A 20,530-nucleotide genomic window follows, 5' to 3' on the forward strand; every position below is an offset into this window, starting at 1 on the left:
CCTCCACCTTCGCCGCTCAGGCACGCAGCAGGACCAGCATTCCTGCCTCGACCCGACAACGCAGGCCCTCCAGAGCCGCTCCCGCACAGGGGCCGTCGATGCACTGGCCATCCTCGAAGCGGAACAGCGCGCTGTGGTGCGCGCACATCAGGACCTCGCCGCGATAGGTGCAGAACTCGCCGGGACGGAAGTCCAGCGGCACGGAGAAATGCGGACAGCGGTTGCGATAGACCCAGGCCTCGCCGCCCCGGCGCACGGCGACCAGCGACAGGCGCTCGCCGTCCAGGACCAATTGCAGGCCCCGGGCGCCACCGTCGGGGATCTCATCCAGGGCGCAAAGCACGCGCACGGCGACGTTCACGGCAGCGCTTCCGGCGCGCCCAGGCTCCAGCTCCAGGGACGGATCTCGACCCGCTCGAACAGGCCGGCGCGGACATAGGGGTCGTCGGCGAGGAAGGCCTCCACCTCGTCCAGCGAGGCAGCCTCTATCACCAGCAGGGTACCGTTCATCCGCCCGTCGCAGTCGTCCAGCGTCGGCCCACCCAGGCGCACCACCACCCGGTGCGGCGACGGGTTGCGCAGGTGCGCACGGTGCGCCGGGCGAACCCGCCGGCGCAGGGCGTCAAGCCGCGGGTGGTCGGTGGCGAAGACCGCGAAGTAGCGGTTCATGCCGGCTCCAGGACGAAGTCATAGCGCACCAGGCGGAACGCCGTGTCGATGCCGAACTCCCGCGCCAGCGGATGCTCGGCCGTGCAGGCCAGGTATTCCACCCGCAGCGAGTCCTTCACGCCGAACACCGCGTCCGACGCCAGGTAGGGATCGTCATGCTTGAACAGGTGCGTCACCAGGCGCCGATGCCGCGCCGCCTCGATCATGAAATGCAGGTGCGCCGGCCGCCACGGATGACGGCCGCTGGCCTGGAGCAGACGGCCGACCGGGCCGTCGCTGGGGATCGGGTAGCTGGTCGGGACGATGCTGCGGATCGCGTAGCGCCCCTCGCCGTCCGAGCGATAGCGGCCACGCAGGTTGCCGTGCGGTTGCGTCGCATCCTGCCCGGAATAGCAACCGTTCTCCGCGCTCTGCCAGACGTCCAGGCAGGCGTCGACGACAGGCCGTCCCTGGTCGTCCAGCACCCTCCCCATCACCAGCGCCGGGACACCCGGGGTGAGGGCCATGCTCTCGCCGTAGTCACGTTGCGGCATCCCGGCGATGTAGAAAGGCCCGAACACGGTGCTGTCGGTGGTCCCGGCGCTGCCGCGATGGGCGAGCGCATCGACCAGCATCGACAGGCCGAGCACATCGGACAACAGGATGAACTCCTGGCGCACCAGGCCATCGCAGGTTTGCCCGGTCTCGGTGAGGAAACGTATCCCGGCGAACCACTCCGCCTCGCTCAGCTCCACCTCGCGGACGAAGGCGTGCAGGTGCTCCACCAGCCTTTCCAGCAGGCGACGCAGCCGTGGGTCCGGCGCGGCGGCGAAACTGGCGAGGACCTGGGCGGTGATCCTTTCTTCGGCGGCGTTCGCGCGCCCGGCCGCGTCCGGCCTCGCCGTCATGCCGGCGGCAACCCGTCGCGCGCGCGCTCGAGCAACGCCTGGATGGCCGCGCGATCGAACGGACGGGGGTTGTAGTAAGGGCTGGCGCAGGCGATCCGCGCGACCTCCGCCGGGCCCTCGGGCGGCAGGCCGAGCTCGCCCAGCGAGGCCGGTACGCCGAGGCGGCGGTTGAGCGCGAACAGCAGGGGCCCGGCCTCTTCCGCCGTGCTTCCGCCCAACGCCCGGGCGACCCGCGCCAGGGCGCCCGCCGCGGCCTCGCGGTTGTAGTGCGCGGCGTGCGGCAGGACCACCGCGTGAGCCTGCGCGTGCGGCAGGTTGAAGGTACCGCCGAGGGTGTGGCAGAGCTTGTGGTGGATCGCCATGCCCACCGAGCCCAGACACACGCCCGCCAGCCAGGCACCGTACAGCGCCTGGCCGCGCGCCTCGCGGTCGCCGGGATCACCGACCACCCGTGGCAATGCCTGCGCCAGGGAGCGGATGGACTCCTCGGCCATCAACCCGATGATCGGGTTGGCATCCTCGGCATAGAGCGCCTCCACCGCATGGGCCATGGCGTTCATCCCGGAACAGGCGGAGACGGCCGGCGGCAGGCTGAGGGTCAGCTGCGGATCGTAGATCACCGTCCTCGGCAAGACCCGGGCGTCGCGGCCGGTCTTCTTCAGGCGCTCCTCGGTCAGCCCCCAGATCGGCGTCATCTCCGAACCGGCGTAGGTGGTCGGCACCGCCAGGATCGGCAAACCGGACTCCAGCGCGATGGCCTTGCCCAGGCCGATGGTCGAACCGCCGCCCACCGCGATGCAGCAGTCGGCCTGGCGCCTCGCCGCCTCGGCGCGGGCCGCCCGGGCGACCTCCAGCGGCACGTGCATCACAGCCTCGGGATAGACTCCGGCGCTGCGTGATCCGAGGATCCTTGCCAGCCGCTCGGCGAGCTCGCGCTGGTCGGGGGTGGACAGCAGCAGCGCGCGCTCGGCGCCCAGCCTGCCGACCTCCTCGCCAAGGCGCTGCAAGGCACCGTCGCCGAAGACCACCCGGCTCGGCAGGCCCTGATAGATGAATGTCCGCATCTGTCACCTCAGCGCTTGTAGTGCGGCGCGATCTTCGCGTCGACGTTGACCCACACCGAGTGCGCCTCGGTGTACTCGTGCAGAGCCTCGAAGCCCATCTCGCGGCCATATCCGGACTGCCCGACGCCACCGAACGGGCTGGCCGGGCTGACCCGCTTGTAGCAGTTGATCCAGCACATTCCCGCGTGGATCCGCCCGGCCATCCGGTGCGCCCGCTGCAGGTCGCGGGTCCAGAGACCGCTGCCGAGCCCGTAGCGGGTGCCGTTGGCGATGGCCAGGGCTTCCTCCTCGGTGGAAAAGCGCAGGACGGTGACGAACGGCCCGAACACCTCTTCCTGGGCCACCCGGTCCTCGGGCCGCGCCTCGACCACCGTCGGTTCGACGTAGTAGCCCGCGGCCAGGGCCGGATCGCCCGGCGCCCGCCCGCCGGTGAGGATGCGCCCGCCCTCCTCCTCGGCGATCGCGGCGAAGGACAGTACCCGGTCGCGATGCAGCGCCGAGGTCAGCGGTCCCATTTCGGTTTCCGGATCCAGCGGGTCGCCCAGGCGGATCGAGCGCGCCAGCGCGACGAAGCGTTCGAGGAAGCGGTCGGCGATGCGCTCGTGGAGGATCAGCCGCGAACCGGCGATGCAGGCCTGGCCCTGGTTGTGGAAGATGGCCCAGGCGGCGCCGTTGATCGCCGCGTCCAGGTCAGCGTCGTCGAACACGATGTTCGCGCCCTTGCCGCCCAGCTCCAGTTGCACGCGCTTGAGATTGCCGCGCGAGGCCTCGACGATGCGCTGCCCGGTGAGGGTGGAACCGGTGAAGGCGATCTTGCCCACGTCGGGATGCTCCGCCAGGCGCTGGCCGGCGGTATTGCCATAGCCCGGCACGATGTTGACCACCCCGTCGGGGAAGCCGACCTCGCGGATCAGCTCGGCGATGCGCAGGGTCGACAACGGGGTGATCTCCGACGGCTTGAGCACCACCGTGTTGCCCGCCGCCAACGCCGGGCCGAGCTTCCAGCTGGTGAACATCAGTGGGAAATTCCACGGCACGATCTGCCCGACCACGCCGATCGGCTTGCGCTGCACGTAATTGAGGAAACCCGCGTCCACCGGGATCACCTTGCCTTCGAGCTTGTCGGCGATGCCGCCGAAATAACGGAAGCAGGCGGCGGTGCGCGGCACATCGAGGTTGCGCGAGTCGCGCAGCGGGTGCCCGGTATCCAGGGACTCCAGCCGGGCCAGTTGCTCGGCGTTGGCCTCGATCGCATCGGCCAGTTTCAGCAGCAGGCGGCCGCGCTCCGCCGCCGGCAGCCCGGCCCAGGCCGGAAAGGCACGCCGGGCGGCGGCCACCGCGAGGTCGACGTCGGCCGCCTCGGCGGCGGCGATGCGGGTGATCGGCGAACCGTCGGCTGGGTTCAGCACCTCGATCTCGCCGCGGCCCACGGCAGGGACGAAGCGGCCGTCGATGAACAGTAGGTTCTGCATGGCAAAGGCTCTCCACGCGCCGCTCCGGAGCGGCGCGGCGTCAGGCGGGGTACGGAAGGGAAAAGCGGGCAGCCGGCGGTGCGGGCAGCCCGGAAGGTCCTAGAAGTCCACCGGATAGGGCTTCAGTTCGCCGCTCTCATAGCGTTGCGGCAGGTTCGGCGTGGCGTTCTCCCACACCAGCAGCATCGAGCGCTTGGTCGAGTAGCCCTGGTGGCGGATGTCCGCCGGCATCGCCGCGATGTCGCCGGCGCGCATGATCACCCGCGCCCGGGGCGTACCGTCATCCTTGTCGGCGACATCCCAGACGATCTCGTCGGAAAGCTGCAGGAACCACTCGACCCTGTCGTTACCGTGGAACACCGGGAGGATGAACTCCTCGGTGGTCGGGCAGAACAGGCTGGCCTTGCATACCGAGCTGACCGAGGGGTTCCAGGTCACGTCCGAACGCGAAAGGTACTTGAACAGGTTGAAGGCATGCAGCTCGCCTTCGTAGCCTTCGGCCGGGTGCAGTTCAGGTTCGTCCTGGGGCACATCGAGGAACTGCCGGTTCACCGGCAGGTCGTCGCGCAGCGGCGAATCGTCGGGGAGGCCGGGCATGCGCCGGGTGGCGATACGGAAACGCTCGATGGCCTCGGTGTTGTCGCCGTGCTTGCGGCCAAAGGCGCTGCCGGTCTCCTCCGGCGCGGCGAACGGATCGAAGCTGGCGTTGGTCCAGTCGCGCAGCACCGCCTTGAAGGTCGCCATGATCTTCGGCGTGTCGAACCGTTCGGTGTAGTCGACCCCCGCCTCGCGCAGCACGCCGTTGAAGGTCCCGGCGTAGAGATCGACCTTGCCGTAGTGGTTGCGCGTACCGATCACGTGGTCGAAGTTCACCCAGCCGTAGAAGAAGCCCCAGGCCACGTCGCGCATCATCGCGCGGAGGAAGGCGTCGACCGGGATCAGGTGCGAGCGCGACTGGCCCTTGGCCGGCCATTCGACGCGGGCGAAGTATTCGTCGCGCGACAGCGTGAAGGCACCGAGCCGGAAGCTGCGGTAGCCGGTGGCCGGGTCCGGACGACCGGCCTCGACCTCGTCGCTGGCGAAGCCGCGGGTCTGTTCGGGGGTATCGAGCATGGCCATGATGGCTCTCCTTGTTGTTCTCTGGCAGGCGCCTACTTGAGGCAGATGTCCGCCCACTTCTCCACCGAGAGCGGGCCGAGGATCGTCTGTTGCAGGAGCACGCAGGGCCGCGCGGCTTCGAAGCGGTAGGCGCGGCCGGCCGGCAACAGGACCTGGTGGCCGCGGCCGAGCAGCACGTAGCCCATCGGCCGGCCGCGCGGCAGGTCGCCGGCCAGCTGGGTGCCCTCGCCTTCGCGCGGCGGGCGCTCGAGATCGAGGAAGTCGACGCGCACCTCGCCGTCCATGGAAATGGCGAACTCGTCATGGCTGCAGGCGAACCAGGGCGAGCGCCCCTCGGCGCGCAGCGCCTCGATGACGTAGCCGAGATTGAGGCCGACCACCACCTTCTCGTAAGGCGCCGAGCGGGCGGCGACCTCGAAGACGTTGGAAAAGGCATAGTGGCGGGCATCGCCCTTCACCAGTTCGATGGAACCCTTGCGGTAGTCGCCCAGGGAACCGAAGACAGTCCGAATAGCGGCATTCATCTCGTCGCACCCGTTTGTTGTTGTAGTCGTGGGGACAAGGTAAAGGCCTTGGTGGAAGGCAACAATCGGCGGGAGAACGACAGGAGTGTTCGCGAATCGCAAACAAATTCCGCTCGGCCCCCGCCGTCAGCGGACCCAGCCCTTTTCCAGCAAGGGCCGGTCCCAGCAGGGCTCGTCGCTGATCCGCTCCACCAGGAAGTCGATCAGGGTGCGCACCTTCAAGGCGCGCCGCTGGGTGGCGGGAAACACCGCGGAGAAGTTGAACGACGACAACGGATAGTCGACCAGCAAAGGTAGCAGCCGGCCGCTTGCCAGGTCGGCATGCGCCACCAGCGTCGGCAGGCACACCAGCGCGGTACCGGCCAGCGCGTAATCGCGCAGCAGGTGGACCGAATTGGAGCGCACCTGTCCCGCCAGGCTCAGTTCGACGGTCTCGTCGCCATGCTGGAACTGCCAGCGGTTGCGCGACGGATAGCCTTCATAGAGAGCGATCCGGTGCTCCAGCAGGTCACCCGGCCGTTGCGGCGCCGGATGCCGCTGCAGGTACTCCGGCGAGGCCAGGAACAGCCGGCGGACACTGAACAGCTTGCGTTCGATGAGCGTCTCGGCCTGCGGCGGGAACATCTGGAAGGCGATGTCGAAGCCCTCCTCTATCGGGTCGGTCAGGCGGTCATTGACGATCACGTCCACCTCGATGTCCGGGTACAAGGCGGTGAACTCGGCCAGCAACGGGCCGAAGTGATCGATGGCGAAGCCCGGCAGCATCTGCACGCGCAGCTTGCCGGTCGGCTTGGCGCGCAGGTTGCGCATCTGCTCGGTGAGGCTGTTGAAGCCGGCCACCATGTCCGCGCATTCCTTGTAGTAGGTCTCGCCAACCTCGGAGAGGCGCACATGGCGGGTGCTGCGGTGGAACAGCGGGGCATTGATGAAATGCTCCAGTTGCTGGATGCGGTGGGTGACGACGGAACGGGTCACTCCGAGCTGCACGGCGGCCTTGGCGAAGTTTCCGGTCTCGGCCACTCGCACGAACGCCTCGATGCTCAGCAAACGGTCCATCTGTACCTCTCTTCTTGTTGTCGGCGTTTTCGGCAGGAGGACTGTACCGCCTATTTCCCCGCCGCCGAAATGCCATCCGCGCAATCGCGCGGACGCAGCCGCCAACCTTCCCCCGTGGCCTCCAGGCTCCCCTCCAGCCCCAGCTCGCGGAGGAACAGCGGGTCGTGGGAAACCACCAGCAGCGCCCCGCGATACTGCCGGAGCATCGTCTCCAGGGCCTGGCGGGCGGCCAGGTCGAGGTGGTTGTCCGGCTCGTCGAGCAACAGCAGCTGCGCTGGCCGGTCGGCATAGAACACCAGGGCCAGGGCGGCCTTCAGGCGTTCGCCGCCGCTCAGAGTGGCACATGGCTGGGCGAGCCGTTCGGCCGGCAAGCCGAGTTGCGCCAGACGCATGCGCAGCCAGCTTTCGCCGCGACTGCGATTGGCCTCCAGCAACTGCTCCAGCACGCCTCGCCCGTCGTCCAGCAGGCTCAGTCGCTGGTCGAGGTAGGCGGCGCCCACCGTCACCGCGCAGGTTCCCGCCAGCGGCGCCAGTTGCCCGGCCAGCAGTCGCAGCAGGGTCGACTTGCCGCTACCGTTCGGACCGACCAACGCCAGTCGTCGCGGACCGCTCAGGATCAGCTCGATTTCGCGCAACGGCCCGCGCAGATGCGGCAGGACCGCGCCCTTCAACTCGACGATGCGCCGCTGCGCCGCCAGTTCGGCGTCGGGCGAATCGAGCAGCACCGGCGCCGCCTCCCCTACTTCCCGCGCAGCCTCGCGCACCTCGCGGTCGAGGCGCTCGCGCTCCGCCTGGTGGGCCTTGCGCAGCTTCCCGGCGCTGACCTCGCTGCGTTCCTTGAACCCACCGAGCAGGATCCTCGCCTGGTTCGCCGTCTTGCCTTCACGCCGGCCGCTGGCCTGGCGGCGCTCCTGGCGCTGCTGCTGTTCGCGCATGGCCAGGGTCTGCCGCTTGCGCTCCAGGCGACGCTGGTCCAGGCGGTGCCCGGCGGCCTCGCGCGCCTCCTCCCGGCTCCGCGCGTAGAAGCAATAGCCGCCGCCGTAGCTGCGCAGGCCGAGGGACGACAGCTCGACGATCCGCTGCATGCCCTCCAGCAGCTCGCGATCATGGCTGACCAGCAGCAGGCCGCCACGCCAGGCCTCCAGCCTCGCCCGCAGAGCGAGCCGGCCGGCACGATCGAGGTGGTTGCTCGGTTCGTCGAGGATGAGGAAGTCGGCTTCGCCGAGGAAGGCGCCGAGCAGGGCCACGCGCATGCACTCGCCACCGCTCAGGCGGGCGCTCGGGGCGTCCGCCCGCAGGTGGCCGAGGCCTTCGGCGGCCAGGGCGTCGGCCAGGTGCTGGCGGATGTCCCAGCGTTCGCCCAGGCATTCGTAGTCGGCGGCCGCCACGCTGCCCGCCTCGATCCGCGCCAGCGCCTCCAGCCATGGGCGGACGCCGGCCAGGTCGGCGACCGTCGGGTAGTCGGCCGGATCGAGCTGCTGGGCCAGGTAGCGCACGCGGCCCTGGCGCCGGACGCTACCGCTGGACGGCTGCACGTGTCCGGCGAGCAGGCGCGCGAGCAGCGACTTGCCGACGCCGTTGCGTCCCACCAGCCCGGTGTGCCGGGTGTCGAAGGTTTCGTCGAGATCGGAAAACAGCAGGCTGCCGTCCGGCAGCTGGAAAGAGACGCCAGCGAGCGTCAGGGTCGACGTATTCGTCATGGATACCCCCTTGATGCCATGCATTCCCCCAGGCCACGGGCCAGGGACGGAAAACCGGCCGTGCGGACACGGCAGCATCAATTGCGCATCGGACGAACACCTCGCAAGGAAGGAAAGGCCGCGCAGTGTACTCCGCGCATGTGGCCCTGCCAATCGGGCATACTCGTCGTCCCTTCCTCGAAACGTCCGATCGATATGGCCAGACCGCGCGTCTCCGAACTCTTCGAACAGGCCCCCCGGCACTGGGGCGGTCGCGGCGATCCCTACTTCTGGCGGGAAATGGCCGAGCAACTGGCGGATGCGCCCTGGCCGGCCTCCACCGAGGCATTGCAACGCCTGCTCGGCGAAACCTTCGAACGCCTCAGCGGCCATCCGCTGGACTACGACACCTGGATCTACCTCGCCCGCCACGCCCACGGCGGCATGTCCAGCGGCATGGTCAGCCCGGAATTCTGGCGCGACACCGCCATCCCGGAGCTGCTCGAACGCTATCGGCGGCGGCGCTCATGGCCGAGGTGGTTGCGCCGGTAGGTCTCTTCGCCCATCGCCGCGATCTGCCCCTCGATCAGGGCGTCGAACGGCTTCAGCAGGGCTTCGTAGGTGCGCGGCGCCTCCAGTTCGTCGAGCGCCGCGGCGATCGCCTCGATGGTCGACAACGCCCCCTCCCCCGGCGCCTTGCGCAAGCGATAGCGCGACGACAGCCCCTCGCCCAGGCTAACCCGCGGCAGCGCCGCCAATCCGGGATTCAGGTGCAACAGCTTGCGCGCCTTGCGCCAGGTGCCATCCGGCACCACCAGCAACAGGGGCTCGGCGCCGGCCTCGGCGGCCCGCTCCGCCAACGCTCGCGCCTGCTCGCCGGGGAACAGCAGGCAGGCCCGGTGGCCGGGCCTGCGCCAGGTCTCTTCGGCGAAGCGCTCGCCGACCCGCAGTTCCGCGTTGCGCAGGCCGAGCACCGCCAGCCCGGCGGTGTTCAGCGCATGGCCGACCTCGCTCGGGTGCTGCAGCACCAGCACCCGGGTGCGCGACGGCAGGGACGGAATCAGCGCACAGAGGCAGTGACTGGCGGGGCGAGCGCAACGCTCGCAGCGGCTACGGGACATCGGCGACTCCTGGAGGGCGCCCAGTGTGCCACAGGTAGCGCTATAACCGAGGCATAGCCCTGGCGTCATATTTCCGACGAAAGGCGGTAAATTGTTTCATTCATTGAGAATAACGACGAATTTTTGTCGTTCAATGGAAAAATACAATCGATCCGCCCTCTCAATTCCCCTTCGCCGGCGCCGAAGACTGGAAGGAGGCCCCTCTCTCTATCCAAGGAACTTTCTCATGTTCACTCGCAAGTACCGACAGATGAACGCCGACTTGCAACAGCAACTCGCCGCCGAACGCCTGCACATGGAGGCGCTGGACCGCTCCATGGCGCGCGTGGAGTTCGACCCCGAAGGCAGCATCGTCGACGCCAATGAGAATTTCCTGAACCTGCTGGGCTACCGCCGCGAGGAAATCCTCGGCAAGCCGCATCGCCAGCTCTGCGACGGCAGCTACGCGCAATCGGACGAATACCGGCGCTTCTGGGAGCGCCTGCGGCGCGGCGAACACTTCTCCGGACGCTGCAAGCGCATCACCCGCGAGGGGCGGCCGCTCTGGCTGGAGGCCACCTACAACCCGGTGCGCGACGAGCAGGGCCGCCTGCTCAAGGTGGTCAAGTATGCCAGCGACATCGACGCCATCGTCCATCAGGAACACGAGATGCAGAGCAAGCTCGACGCCCTGTCGCGTTCGATGGCGATGATCGAGTTCGATCTGGACGGCAACGTCCTCGACGCCAACGACAACTTCCTCGCCACCATGGGCTACGGCCGCGCCGAGCTGGCCAACGCCAACCACCGCCAGTTCTGCGAGGCGGCCTACCGCGACGGCTCGCAGTACGCCGACCTGTGGCGCCGGCTGAATCGTGGCGAGTATGTCACCGGGCAGTTCCGCCGGGTCCACCGCAATGGCCAGCCGGTCTGGCTGGAAGCCAGCTACAACCCGGTCTACGACGCCGACGGCAAGCTGTACAAGGTGGTCAAGTTCGCCAGCGACGTCAGCGACCGCATGCGCCGCTACCAGGCCGAGGCGGACAACGCCCAGCAGGCCCATACGCTGTCCACCGAGACCCGCACCGTCGCCGAGCACGGCGCGCTGATCATCCAGAGCGCGGTGGAGGAAATGCTCAAGATCGCGAACACCCTGGACGCCTCGTCGCTGAACATCGGCGAACTGTCGCAGCATTCGCAGCAGATCACCTCGATCGTCAACACCATCCGCGAGATCGCCGAGCAGACCAACCTGCTCGCCCTCAACGCCGCCATCGAGGCCGCCCGCGCCGGCGACCAGGGACGCGGCTTCGCCGTGGTGGCCGACGAGGTACGGCAGCTGGCGGAGCGCACCAGCAAGTCGACCAAGGAGATCGCCGACATGATCGGCCGCATCCAGACCGGCACGCGCAGCGTCATCGACGACATGCAGCACAGCCAGGAACAGGCCCGCCGCGGGGTGGAGCTGGCGAACGAGGCCGGCACCGCGATCCTCGGCATCCGCGAGAGCACGCACAAGGTGGTGGAGGCGGTGCAGCAGTTCTCGCGCACCCTAAACGCCGATCTCTAGGGCTCAGGCCAGGCTCATCTGCGTCCGCAACTGGTCGCGGAAGGCCTGGATCAGCGGCTCGCGCGAACGGCCGCGACGGAGGATCAGGGAGAACGGCGCCTGGTAGCCGAAGGTCGCCGGCAACAGGGCGCGCAGGCGCCCCTGCTCGACCCAGGGATGGGCATAGTGCTCAGGCAGGTAGCCGATGTAGCCGCCGGAAAGGATCAGGATCAGCTGCGCCTCCATGCTCTCCACGGTGCCGGCGCTGTGCTTGAAACCGTGCCGGGCCAGCTCGGCCTGGCTCCAGTAGCCGCGACCGACCATGCGCTGCTGGGTGATCAGGTCGGCGGGAATTCGCCGCCCGTCGAACAGCGGATGCCGGTCGCTGCAGTACAGCCAGTGCTGCTCGCGGTACAGCGGCTGGTAGACCAGCCCGTTCATGCGGCTGGAAAAGGCGCCGATGGCCAGATCCTGGCGGTTCTCCAGCACGCTCAGCTGCAATTCGTAGGGGCTCTGCACCAACAGGTGCAGGTGCACCGCCGGATGCTCGCGGCTGAAGGCGCCGATCACCTCGGCCAGCGGCAGCGCCGGATCGCTCACCGTGGAGTCGAGCACGCCGAGGTTCAGGGTGCCGCGCAGCTCGCCTTTCAGCGCCAGCGCATAGCGCTCGAAACCCTCCAGTTCGCCGAGGATGCGCAGAGTCTCCTGGTGGAACAGCTCGCCCTTGCTGGTCAGGCTGAAGCCGCCGCGGCCGCGGTGGCAGAGCACGATGCCGAGCTGGTTCTCCAGCTGGCTCATGTAGGTGCTGATCGCCGAGGTCGACAGGTTCAACTCCTGCTGGGCGGCGGCGAAGCCCTGGTGGCGCACCACCGCGGCGAAGATGCGCAACAGGCGCAGGTCGGGCAAGGCGTTGGACACGGCGACTCCGGTTTGCGGGGCGATGATTTCGGACAGCGGGCCGGGGCAACGGCCGCCGTCCGGGCTCGGCGGCGAAGTCTAGCCGCTTCGCCATTAGTTTAGAAATCTCTGAACTGATTATTTGTAGCCAGCGATTTGACTCGCTACCGGCTGTGAAGAGAATCCGTCCGACCCCTAAAACAACCACAACGACCGTGAGGCCACCCCGTGGACAAGAATCTCCACCAACCCCTGGGCGGCAATGAAATGCCCCGCTTCGGCGGCATCGCCACCATGATGCGCCTGCCCCATGTCCAGTCCCCCGCCGAACTCGACGCCCTCGATGCCGCCTTCGTCGGCGTGCCCCTCGACATCGGCACCTCCCTGCGTTCCGGTACCCGCTTCGGCCCCCGCGAGATCCGCGCCGAATCGGTGATGATTCGCCCCTACAACATGGCCACCGGCGCCGCCCCCTTCGACTCGCTGAACGTGGCGGACATCGGCGACGTCGCGATCAACACCTTCAACCTGCTGGAAGCCGTGCGCATCATCGAGCAGGAATACGACCGCATCCTCGGCCACGGCATCCTCCCGCTGACCCTCGGCGGCGACCACACCATCACCCTGCCGATCCTCCGCGCGATCAGGAAGAAGCACGGCAAGGTCGGCCTGGTCCATATCGACGCCCACGCCGACGTCAACGACCACATGTTCGGCGAGAAGATCGCCCACGGCACCACCTTCCGCCGCGCGGTGGAAGAAGACCTGCTGGATTGCGACCGCGTGGTGCAGATCGGCCTGCGCGCCCAGGGCTACACCGCCGAGGACTTCAACTGGAGCCGCAAGCAGGGCTTCCGCGTGGTGCAGGCCGAGGAGTGCTGGCACAGGTCGCTGGAGCCGCTGATGGCCGAGGTCCGCGAGAAGGTCGGCGGCGGCCCCGTCTACCTGAGCTTCGACATCGACGGCATCGACCCGGCCTGGGCGCCCGGCACCGGCACCCCGGAAATCGGCGGCCTGACCACCATCCAGGCGATGGAAATCATCCGCGGCTGCCAGGGCCTGGACCTGGTCGGCTGCGACCTGGTCGAAGTCTCCCCGCCCTACGACACCACCGGCAACACTTCGTTGCTGGGCGCCAACCTGCTCTATGAAATGCTCTGCGTCCTCCCGGGCGTGGTGCGTCGCTGAGCCGTGACGCGAGCATGACCGACGAGCGCGTCGAACAGGTGCTGGAGGCCGCCCGCCGACTGGTGGCGGCCTTCGCCCGCAACGATGCCGAGGCCTATTTCGCCGCTTTCAGCGAGGACGCCAGCTTCATCTTCCACAACTGGCCGCAGCCGCTGCGCTCGCGCGCGGCCTACCGCGAGCTGTGGGAACGCTGGCGACGCGAGGACGGCTTCGAAGTGCTGGCGTGCGAATCCAGCAATACCTGCGTCAGCCTGCAAGGCGACCTGGCGATCTTCAGCCACGACGTCGCCACGCGGCTGCGCCTCCAGGGAACGGAAAGCCTGAACCGTGAACGGGAAACCATCCTGTTCCGCCTAGAACAACAAGAAGGCCGTTGGCTGGCCTGCCATGAGCACTTGTCGGCGATGCCGGAGCACCTGCCATCGACTAGCTAGCTCTCCCGGGAGAACGTCATGGATAACAACAATAACCAACACGCAATCACACGCATCGAAACCTTCGGGGTCGAACAGATCCCCGACCACGAACGCAACGCCACGCCGGTGGATCTGTTCCGCATGATCTTCGGCGGCGCCAATACCTTCGCCACCGCCGTGCTCGGCAGCTTCCCGGTGCTCTTCGGGCTGTCCTTCCAGGCCGGGTTGTGGGCGATCCTGCTGGGCGTCACGCTCGGCGCGCTGATCCTCGCCCCGATGGGCCTGTTCGGCCCGCTCAACGGCACCAACAACGCGGTCTCCTCCGGCGCGCACTTCGGCGTGCACGGGCGCATCGTCGGCTCCTTCCTCTCGCTGCTGACCGCCATCGCCTTCTTCTCGCTCTCGGTGTGGAGTTCCGGCGACGCCCTGGTCGGCGGCGCCCGGCGCCTGGTCGGCCTGGAAGAGAGCGAACTGAACCTGGGCCTGGCCTACGGCCTGTTCGCCGTGCTGGTGCTGACCGTATGCATCTACGGCTTCCGCTTCATGCTGCTGGTCAACAGGATCGCCGTGTGGGCCGCCAGCCTGCTGTTCCTGCTCGGCCTGTTCGCCTTCGCCGGCCCCTTCGACGCCGCCTACGCCGGCAGCGTGCGGCTCGGCCAGCCGGGCTTCTGGGCCGCCTTCACCGGCGCCACCCTGCTGGCCATGAGCAACCCGATCTCCTTCGGCGCCTTCCTCGGCGACTGGGCCCGCTACATCCCGCGCCGGACCTCGCAGGCACGGATCATGCTGGCGGTGATCGGCGCGCAGCTGGCGACCCTGGTTCCCTTCCTGTTCGGCCTCGCCACCGCGACCATCGTCGCCGTCCGCGCGCCGGACTACATCGCCGCCAACAACTATGTCGGCGGCCTGCTGGCCATCGCTCCCGGCTGGTTCTTCCTGCCGGTATGCCTGATCGCGGTGATCGGCGGCATGTCCACCGGCACCACCTCGCTGTACGGCACCGGGCTGGACATGTCCAGCGTATTCCCGCGCCTGCTCTCGCGGGTGCAGGCCACGGTGCTGATCGGGGTCGCCTCGATCGGCTTCATCTTCGTCGGCCGCTTCGCCTTCAACCTGGTGCAGAGCGTCTCCACCTTCGCCGTGCTGATCGTCACCTGCACCACCCCGTGGATGGTGATCATGCTGATCGGCCTGCTGACCCGCCGCGGCTTCTACCGCCCGGACGACCTGCAGGTGTTCACCCGCGGCCAGCGCGGCGGCGTCTACTGGTTCGAGCACGGCTGGAACTGGCGCGGGATGGGCGCCTGGATTCCCAGCGCGGCGGCCGGCCTGGCCTTCGTCAACCTGCCAGGGCAATTCGTCGGCCCGCTCGGCGAGCTGGCCGGCGGCATCGACCTCAGCCTGCCGGTCGCCCTCGGCCTGGCCGCCCTGCTCTACCTGGCGCTGCTGCGCCTGTTCCCGGAACCGCCTTGCGTCTACGGCCCGCGAGGTCCGCGCTGGGTGCGCGCGCACGGCACGCGGAGGGCGCCGGCGATAGCCGCCGCCTGAGGCGGAGTACACACACGGCGGGACGCCAGCGTCCCGCGCTTCCGGCGCCTCGCCGGATACAACAATGACAATGAGAAACCTGGGAGACCTGATATGGCCCTCGACATATTCGTCGTTCTGATCTACGCCGCGGGCATGATCGCGCTCGGCTGGTACGGCATGCGCCGCGCCAAGACCCGCGACGACTACCTGGTGGCCGGCCGCAACCTCGGCCCCGGCTTCTATCTGGGGACCATGGCCGCCACCGTCCTCGGCGGCGCCTCCACCATCGGCACCGTGCGCCTGGGCTACGTCCATGGCATCTCCGGCTTCTGGCTGTGCGGCGCGATCGGCCTCGGCATCGTCGGCCTCAGCCTGTTCCTGGCCAAGCCGCTGCTGAAGCTGAAGATCTACACCGTCACCCAGGTCCTGGAGCGTCGCTACAACCCCGCCGCGCGCCACGCCAGCGCCCTGATCATGCTGGTCTACGCGCTGATGATCGGCGCCACCTCGACCATCGCCATCGGCACCGTCATGCAGGTCCTGTTCGGCCTGCCGTTCTGGGTCTCGATCCTGATCGGTGGCGGTGTCGTGGTGCTCTACTCCACCATCGGCGGCATGTGGTCGCTGACCCTGACCGACATCGTGCAGTTCCTGATCATGACCGTCGGCCTGGTGTTCCTGCTGATGCCGCTGTCGATCAACGACGCCGGCGGCTGGGACGCCCTGGTGGCCAAGCTGCCGGCCAGCTACTTCGACTTCACCGCGATCGGCTGGGACACCATCGTCACCTACTTCCTGATCTACTTCTTCGGTATCTTCATCGGCCAGGACATCTGGCAGCGGGTGTTCACCGCCCGCAGCGAGACCGTGGCCAAGGTCGCCGGCTCCGCCGCCGGTATCTACTGCGTGCTCTACGGCATGGCCGGGGCGCTGATCGGGATGGCCGCCAAGGTCCTGCTGCCGGACCTGGAGAACGTCAACAACGCCTTCGCCAGCGTGGTCGAGCACAGCCTGCCGAACGGCATCCGCGGCCTGGTCATCGCCGCCGCCCTGGCGGCGCTGATGTCCACCGCCAGCGCCGGCCTGCTGGCGGCTTCCACCACCGTCACCCAGGACCTGCTGCCGCGCCTGCGCCGCGGCCGCGGCCAGTCCGACAACGGCGACGTGCACGAGAACCGCATCGCCACCCTGCTGCTGGGCCTGGTAGTGCTCGGCATCGCCCTGGTGGTCAGCGACGTGATCAGCGCCCTGACCGTGGCCTACAACCTGCTGGTAGGCGGCATGCTGGTCCCGCTGATCGGCGCGATCTACTGGAAGCGCGCCAGCACCGCCGGTGCCATCACCAGCATGACCCTGGGCTTCCTTACCGTGCTGGCGTTCATGATCAAGGACGGCCTCGACGCCAATACGCCGATCTACTACAGCCTGGCGGTCGGCCTGCTCAGCTTCGTTCTGGTCAGTCTGTTCACGCGGCGCCCGGCGGGTGTCGCCAGCGCCGCCTGAACCAGGCACAACCCCGACAGGCGAGGGACCTTCCCTCGCCTGTTCCATTCCCGAGAACATGAAAAAGGAACGGCCATGACCACCTGCGGCGAATTCCTCGTCAAGCAACTCGAAGCCTGGGGCGTCGAGACCGTCTTCGGCATCCCCGGCGTGCATACCGTAGAGCTTTACCGCGGCCTGCCCGGCAGCCGCATCCGCCATGTCACCCCGCGCCACGAGCAGGGCGCCGGCTTCATGGCGGACGGTTACGCGCGGGTCACCGGCAAGCCCGGCGTATGCTTCATCATCACCGGCCCGGGGATGACCAACATCCTCACCGCCATGGCCCAGGCCTACGCCGACTCGATCCCGATGCTGGTGATCTCCAGCGTCAACGAGCGCGCGCGCCTGGCCCACGGCAACGGCTACCTGCACGAGCTGCCGAACCAGCGCGACCTGGTGGCCAACGTCTGCGCCTTCAGCCATACCCTGATGAGCGCCGAGGAGCTGCCGGCGGTGCTCGCCCGCGCCTTCGCCGTGTTCGACGGCGAGCGGCCGCGGCCGGTGCACATCGAGCTGCCGCTCGACGTCATCACCGCTCCCGCCGAGCACCTGGCCCTGCGCCCGCGCACCGTCGCCAGCCGTCCGGCGCCGGCCCTCGCGCCCTTGCGCGAAGCGGCGGCGCGCCTGCGCAACGCGAAGAAGCCACTGCTGCTGCTCGGCGGCGGCTGCCTCGAGGCCGCCGCCGAGGCCCGAGCCCTGGCCGCCGCGCTGGACGCGCCGACCGCCCTGACGATCAACGCCAAGGGTCTGCTGCCAGCCGACCACCCGCTGCTGCTGGGCAGCAACCAGTCCTGCGTGCCGGTACGCGAGCTGGCCGCGGAGGCCGACGTGGTGCTGGCCATCGGCACCGAGCTGGGCGAAACCGACTACGACGTGGTGTTCGACGGCGGCTTCGCCCTCAATGGCGAGCTGATCCGCATCGACATCGACCCGCAGCAACTGATGCGCAACCACACACCGAGCCTGGCCATCCACAGCGACGCCCGGCTGGCCATGCGCGTGCTGCTGGCCGAACTGCCGGGCGCCGAGGCCTCGCCGCACAGCCCCGGGGCCCGGCGCGCCGCCGCCGTGCGCCAGCGCCTGGCCGAAGACTTCGCCGGCTGGTCGCACTATCGCCAGCTGTTCGCCGCGATCCTCGCCGAGTGGCCGGACGCCCGCTTCGTCGGCGACTCGACCCAGACCGTCTACAGCGGCAACCATCTGGTCGATCTCGACGAGCCACGCCGCTGGTTCAACGCCTCCACCGGCTACGGCACCCTCGGCTATGGCCTGCCCGCCGCCATCGGCGCCAAGCTCGGCGAGCCGGGACGCCCGGTGGTCAGCCTGATGGGCGATGGCGGCCTGCAGTTCACCCTGCCGGAGCTGGCCAGCGCGGTGGAGGCCAAGGTCGGCATCGTCGTGCTGCTGTGGAACAACCACGGCTATGGCGAGATCAAGCGCTACATGGAGCGACGCGAGATCACTCCGCTCGGGGTCGATATCTACACCCCGGACTTCCTCGCCATCGCCCGCGGCTTCGGCTGCGCCGCCGAACGCGCGCGCGATCTCGAGCACCTGCGCGAACTGCTGCGCGACGCCCCGGCGGACCGTCCGCTGATCGTCGAGGTGCTGCAGGCCGCGCCCTTCCATCCCTGACCCGGAGCCCGCCATGGACGATACCGAACTCTACCGCTCCCTCCGCGAGATCCTCGGCGCCCGTGGCGTGCGCGACGGCGCCGCGCTCGCCGGGCAGGACCCCGGCTATCATCTGCAGAACCTCGCCGGAAGCTTCCTGGCCCTGCCGGAAAGCACCGCCCAGGTCGCCGCCGTGGTACGCCTGTGCCGCCAGGCGGGGCGCGCCCTGGTGCCCCAGGGCGGACTCACCGGCCTGGTCGGCGGCGCCGCCGCGCAAGCCGGCGACGTGCTGCTCTCGCTGCGCCGGCTGAATCGCGTCCACCAGCTGGATGCGGCCAGCCAGACCCTCGACCTCGACGCCGGCGTCACCCTCGAACAGGCCCAGGCGCTGGCCGCCGAGGCCGGGCTCGATCCCGGCATCGACCTCGCCGCGCGCGGCAGCGCCAGCATCGGCGGGCTGGTCGCGACCAACGCCGGCGGCATCCGCGCCTTCCGCTTCGGCACCATGCGCCAGCGCGTGCTCGGCCTGGAAGCGGTGCTCGCCGACGGCAGCGTCTACAGCGACCTGCGCGGGCTGCTGAAGAACACCACCGGCTATGACCTCAAGCAATTGTTCGTCGGTGCCGAAGGCACCCTCGGCATCGTCACCCGTGCGGTATTGCGCCTGGAGCCGTTGCAGCGTCCCGGCGCCACCGCCCTGCTCGGCCTGCCCGGCGTCGACGCGGCGATCGCCATCGCCGCGCGCCTGCGCCGCGAGCACGCGGAACGCCTGTTCGCCTGCGAGATCCTCTGGCACGACTACCTGCAATGCACCGCCGCGCCCATGGGCGACAGCGCGCCGAGCCTGGCGCCCTGTCCGCTCTACCTGCTGGTGGAACTGGCCGAGGACCGCCACCTGGATGCCGGCGAGGCGCTCATAACCCTGCTGGAAAGCTGCTTCGAGGACGGGCTGGTGGAAGACGCCCTGCTCGCCGCCAACGAAACCCAGCGCCTGGCCATCTGGCGCCTGCGCGAGGATTCCGACGCAGCGATCCACGCCGGCGTCGACAGCCTGTCCTTCGACGTATCGCTGCCGGTGCCGGCCCTGGCCGGCTACGTCGAGCGCATCCAGCGGCGCCTGGGCGAGCTGGTGGAAGGCATGCGGGTCTTCCTCTTCGGCCATTTCCTCGACGGCAACCTGCACGTCATGCTCGCCGCCGACGTCCCGCTGCTGCCGCTGCACCAGGCGGTGGAGGAAATCCTCTACGGCGAGTTGGGCGAATGCGCCGGCGTGATCTCCGCCGAGCACGGCATCGGCCTGGAGAAGAAGGAAGCCCTGGGTCGCTACGCCGATCCGCTGAAGCTCGCGCTGATGGCGCAGATAAAGGAGCTGCTCGACCCCAGCGGGCTGTTCAACCCGGGCAAGGTCATACCCTGAAGGCCTATCCTCCTGGGATAGCCTTTCCACCGACAGAGACCGCGATGAAAATCGTCAGCCGCGACCGCTGGTTCGAAACCCGGCACTTCTACAACGGCATCAGCCTGATCCACGAGCCCTACGTACGGCCCTTCTATCGCTGCAACATGTGGCATGTCCAGGGCCGCGAGCGCGACGTGCTGGTGGACAGCGGCTCGGGCCTGGTCAGCCTGCGCGAGCAACTGCCCTGGCTCACCGAACGACCGCTGCTGGCGGTGGCCAGCCACACCCACTTCGACCATATCGCCGGCCACCACGAATTCGCCGAGCGCCTGGCGCATCCGGCCGAGGCGGAGATCCTCGCCGCGCCGGACGGCGACAACACCCTGGCGCGCACCTATGTCGGCGACGAGATGTTCGAGGCGCATCCGGAGTGCCCGCTGTGCTACGCCGAGTACCGGGTACGAGCGGCGCCGGCGACCCGCCTGATCGACGAGGGCGACGTGCTCGATCTCGGCGACCGCGCGCTGCAGGTACTGCACACGCCCGGGCACTCGCCGGGCGGCATCAGCCTGTGGGAAGCGGCGACACAGACGCTGTTCTCCGGCGACATCGTCTACGACGGCCCGCTGGTCGAGGACGCCTATCATTCCAACCTCGACGACTATGCCGCCAGCCTCGCGCGCCTGCGCGAACTACCGGTGCGCACCGTGCATGGTGGGCACTTCGCGAGCTTTTCCGGGGAGCGCCTGCGGGACATGATCGGCGCCTGGTTCAGGAACCACGATCGATAGGCCAGAACCGGGACTCTGGCCAGCGCCGCAG

At 68.8% G+C, this 20,530-nt stretch carries 20 protein-coding genes; 9 read left to right on the plus strand and 11 right to left on the minus strand.

Annotation, left to right across the window (positions count from 1 at the left end; all coding sequences use genetic code 11):
* Positions 1–16 precede the first annotated feature (16 nt).
* From B7D75_RS17775 to B7D75_RS17815, 9 genes are all read right to left on the minus strand, one after another.
* Complete coding sequence (locus B7D75_RS17775; protein WP_043104019.1) at positions 17–361, minus strand: Rieske (2Fe-2S) protein; 345 nt, start codon at positions 359–361, stop codon at positions 17–19.
* Positions 358–669 (minus strand): YciI family protein, encoded by a 312-nt coding sequence (locus B7D75_RS17780; protein WP_012076428.1) that lies wholly within the window; start codon positions 667–669, stop codon positions 358–360. Before B7D75_RS17780 ends, B7D75_RS17775 begins: the two co-directional genes overlap by 4 nt.
* Positions 666–1,556 carry a dioxygenase family protein gene (locus B7D75_RS17785; protein WP_052151052.1) on the minus strand — a complete coding sequence of 297 codons (891 nt, stop codon included), beginning with the start codon at positions 1,554–1,556 and terminating at the stop codon, positions 666–668. The genes B7D75_RS17780 and B7D75_RS17785 overlap by 4 nt, the downstream gene beginning before the upstream one ends.
* Complete coding sequence (locus tag B7D75_RS17790; protein WP_043104018.1) at positions 1,553–2,620, minus strand: maleylacetate reductase; 1,068 nt, start codon at positions 2,618–2,620, stop codon at positions 1,553–1,555. The genes B7D75_RS17785 and B7D75_RS17790 overlap by 4 nt, the downstream gene beginning before the upstream one ends.
* Before the next feature lie 8 nt (positions 2,621–2,628).
* Positions 2,629–4,092, minus strand: coding sequence for an aldehyde dehydrogenase family protein (locus tag B7D75_RS17795; protein WP_034079650.1), 1,464 nt, complete (start codon positions 4,090–4,092; stop codon positions 2,629–2,631).
* Positions 4,093–4,191: 99 nt separating this feature from the next.
* Complete coding sequence (locus B7D75_RS17800) at positions 4,192–5,211, minus strand: hypothetical protein (protein WP_012076432.1); 1,020 nt, start codon at positions 5,209–5,211, stop codon at positions 4,192–4,194.
* Positions 5,212–5,243: 32 nt separating this feature from the next.
* Positions 5,244–5,735 (minus strand): cupin domain-containing protein, encoded by a 492-nt coding sequence (locus B7D75_RS17805; protein WP_012076433.1) that lies wholly within the window; start codon positions 5,733–5,735, stop codon positions 5,244–5,246.
* A gap of 126 nt (positions 5,736–5,861) precedes the next feature.
* Positions 5,862–6,791 (minus strand): LysR family transcriptional regulator, encoded by a 930-nt coding sequence (locus B7D75_RS17810; protein ID WP_003154798.1) that lies wholly within the window; start codon positions 6,789–6,791, stop codon positions 5,862–5,864.
* Positions 6,792–6,841: 50 nt separating this feature from the next.
* A complete protein-coding gene (locus B7D75_RS17815; RefSeq protein WP_107114270.1) occupies positions 6,842–8,491 on the minus strand; it encodes an ABC-F family ATP-binding cassette domain-containing protein in 1,650 nt (549 codons plus the stop codon).
* A gap of 195 nt (positions 8,492–8,686) precedes the next feature.
* On the opposite strand from B7D75_RS17815, the gene B7D75_RS17820 reads away from it, so the two are divergent.
* On the plus strand, positions 8,687–9,022 hold the full coding sequence (locus B7D75_RS17820) for a hypothetical protein (RefSeq protein WP_107114678.1): 336 nt from the start codon (positions 8,687–8,689) through the stop codon (positions 9,020–9,022).
* Here B7D75_RS17820 and B7D75_RS17825 read toward each other — a convergent pair.
* Positions 8,980–9,591 (minus strand): tRNA-uridine aminocarboxypropyltransferase, encoded by a 612-nt coding sequence (locus B7D75_RS17825; RefSeq protein WP_012076436.1) that lies wholly within the window; start codon positions 9,589–9,591, stop codon positions 8,980–8,982. The genes B7D75_RS17820 and B7D75_RS17825 overlap by 43 nt on opposite strands.
* 295 nt (positions 9,592–9,886) lie before the next feature.
* Between B7D75_RS17825 and bdlA the strand changes: the two genes are divergently transcribed.
* Entirely contained in the window at positions 9,887–11,140 is a 1,254-nt protein-coding gene (gene bdlA, locus B7D75_RS17830; RefSeq protein ID WP_079262243.1) for a biofilm dispersion protein BdlA, read from the plus strand.
* A gap of 3 nt (positions 11,141–11,143) precedes the next feature.
* On the opposite strand, the gene B7D75_RS17835 is transcribed toward bdlA, so the two are convergent.
* Positions 11,144–12,037 carry a LysR family transcriptional regulator gene (locus B7D75_RS17835; protein ID WP_003082969.1) on the minus strand — a complete coding sequence of 298 codons (894 nt, stop codon included), beginning with the start codon at positions 12,035–12,037 and terminating at the stop codon, positions 11,144–11,146.
* Positions 12,038–12,244: 207 nt separating this feature from the next.
* On the opposite strand from B7D75_RS17835, the gene speB reads away from it, so the two are divergent.
* From speB to B7D75_RS17870, 7 genes are all read left to right on the plus strand, one after another.
* On the plus strand, positions 12,245–13,204 hold the full coding sequence (gene speB / locus B7D75_RS17840; protein ID WP_012076438.1) for an agmatinase: 960 nt from the start codon (positions 12,245–12,247) through the stop codon (positions 13,202–13,204).
* A 14-nt stretch (positions 13,205–13,218) separates the two neighbouring features.
* Positions 13,219–13,638, plus strand: a complete 420-nt coding sequence (locus tag B7D75_RS17845; RefSeq protein ID WP_003157764.1) for a YybH family protein — start codon at positions 13,219–13,221, stop codon at positions 13,636–13,638.
* An 18-nt stretch (positions 13,639–13,656) separates the two neighbouring features.
* On the plus strand, positions 13,657–15,168 hold the full coding sequence (locus B7D75_RS17850; RefSeq protein ID WP_012076439.1) for a purine-cytosine permease family protein: 1,512 nt from the start codon (positions 13,657–13,659) through the stop codon (positions 15,166–15,168).
* A gap of 93 nt (positions 15,169–15,261) precedes the next feature.
* Positions 15,262–16,653 carry a sodium:solute symporter gene (locus B7D75_RS17855; protein ID WP_012076440.1) on the plus strand — a complete coding sequence of 464 codons (1,392 nt, stop codon included), beginning with the start codon at positions 15,262–15,264 and terminating at the stop codon, positions 16,651–16,653.
* Positions 16,654–16,728: 75 nt separating this feature from the next.
* Positions 16,729–18,330 (plus strand): 5-guanidino-2-oxopentanoate decarboxylase, encoded by a 1,602-nt coding sequence (locus B7D75_RS17860; protein ID WP_012076441.1) that lies wholly within the window; start codon positions 16,729–16,731, stop codon positions 18,328–18,330.
* A 13-nt stretch (positions 18,331–18,343) separates the two neighbouring features.
* Positions 18,344–19,726 (plus strand): FAD-binding oxidoreductase, encoded by a 1,383-nt coding sequence (locus B7D75_RS17865; RefSeq protein WP_107114271.1) that lies wholly within the window; start codon positions 18,344–18,346, stop codon positions 19,724–19,726.
* A 44-nt stretch (positions 19,727–19,770) separates the two neighbouring features.
* Positions 19,771–20,499, plus strand: a complete 729-nt coding sequence (locus tag B7D75_RS17870; protein ID WP_058145511.1) for an MBL fold metallo-hydrolase — start codon at positions 19,771–19,773, stop codon at positions 20,497–20,499.
* The last annotated feature ends 31 nt before the right edge of the window (positions 20,500–20,530 follow it).

It is taken from the genome of Pseudomonas paraeruginosa, from assembly GCF_003025345.2.
GTDB lineage: Bacteria > Pseudomonadota > Gammaproteobacteria > Pseudomonadales > Pseudomonadaceae > Pseudomonas > Pseudomonas paraeruginosa.

Coding starts and splice junctions, on each gene's coding strand:
- B7D75_RS17820 (WP_107114678.1), top strand. CDS start 8,687: ATGGCCAGACCGCGCGTCTCCGAACTCTTCGAACAGGCCCCCCGGCAC.
- B7D75_RS17785 (WP_052151052.1), bottom strand. CDS start 1,556: ATGACGGCGAGGCCGGACGCGGCCGGGCGCGCGAACGCCGCCGAAGAA.
- B7D75_RS17810 (WP_003154798.1), bottom strand. CDS start 6,791: ATGGACCGTTTGCTGAGCATCGAGGCGTTCGTGCGAGTGGCCGAGACC.
- B7D75_RS17860 (WP_012076441.1), top strand. CDS start 16,729: ATGACCACCTGCGGCGAATTCCTCGTCAAGCAACTCGAAGCCTGGGGC.
- B7D75_RS17815 (WP_107114270.1), bottom strand. CDS start 8,491: ATGACGAATACGTCGACCCTGACGCTCGCTGGCGTCTCTTTCCAGCTG.
- B7D75_RS17780 (WP_012076428.1), bottom strand. CDS start 669: ATGAACCGCTACTTCGCGGTCTTCGCCACCGACCACCCGCGGCTTGAC.
- B7D75_RS17865 (WP_107114271.1), top strand. CDS start 18,344: ATGGACGATACCGAACTCTACCGCTCCCTCCGCGAGATCCTCGGCGCC.
- bdlA (WP_079262243.1), top strand. CDS start 9,887: ATGGAGGCGCTGGACCGCTCCATGGCGCGCGTGGAGTTCGACCCCGAA.
- B7D75_RS17850 (WP_012076439.1), top strand. CDS start 13,657: ATGGATAACAACAATAACCAACACGCAATCACACGCATCGAAACCTTC.
- B7D75_RS17870 (WP_058145511.1), top strand. CDS start 19,771: ATGAAAATCGTCAGCCGCGACCGCTGGTTCGAAACCCGGCACTTCTAC.
- B7D75_RS17790 (WP_043104018.1), bottom strand. CDS start 2,620: ATGCGGACATTCATCTATCAGGGCCTGCCGAGCCGGGTGGTCTTCGGC.
- B7D75_RS17845 (WP_003157764.1), top strand. CDS start 13,219: ATGACCGACGAGCGCGTCGAACAGGTGCTGGAGGCCGCCCGCCGACTG.
- B7D75_RS17855 (WP_012076440.1), top strand. CDS start 15,262: ATGGCCCTCGACATATTCGTCGTTCTGATCTACGCCGCGGGCATGATC.
- B7D75_RS17795 (WP_034079650.1), bottom strand. CDS start 4,092: ATGCAGAACCTACTGTTCATCGACGGCCGCTTCGTCCCTGCCGTGGGC.
- B7D75_RS17805 (WP_012076433.1), bottom strand. CDS start 5,735: ATGAATGCCGCTATTCGGACTGTCTTCGGTTCCCTGGGCGACTACCGC.
- B7D75_RS17825 (WP_012076436.1), bottom strand. CDS start 9,591: ATGTCCCGTAGCCGCTGCGAGCGTTGCGCTCGCCCCGCCAGTCACTGC.
- B7D75_RS17800 (WP_012076432.1), bottom strand. CDS start 5,211: ATGGCCATGCTCGATACCCCCGAACAGACCCGCGGCTTCGCCAGCGAC.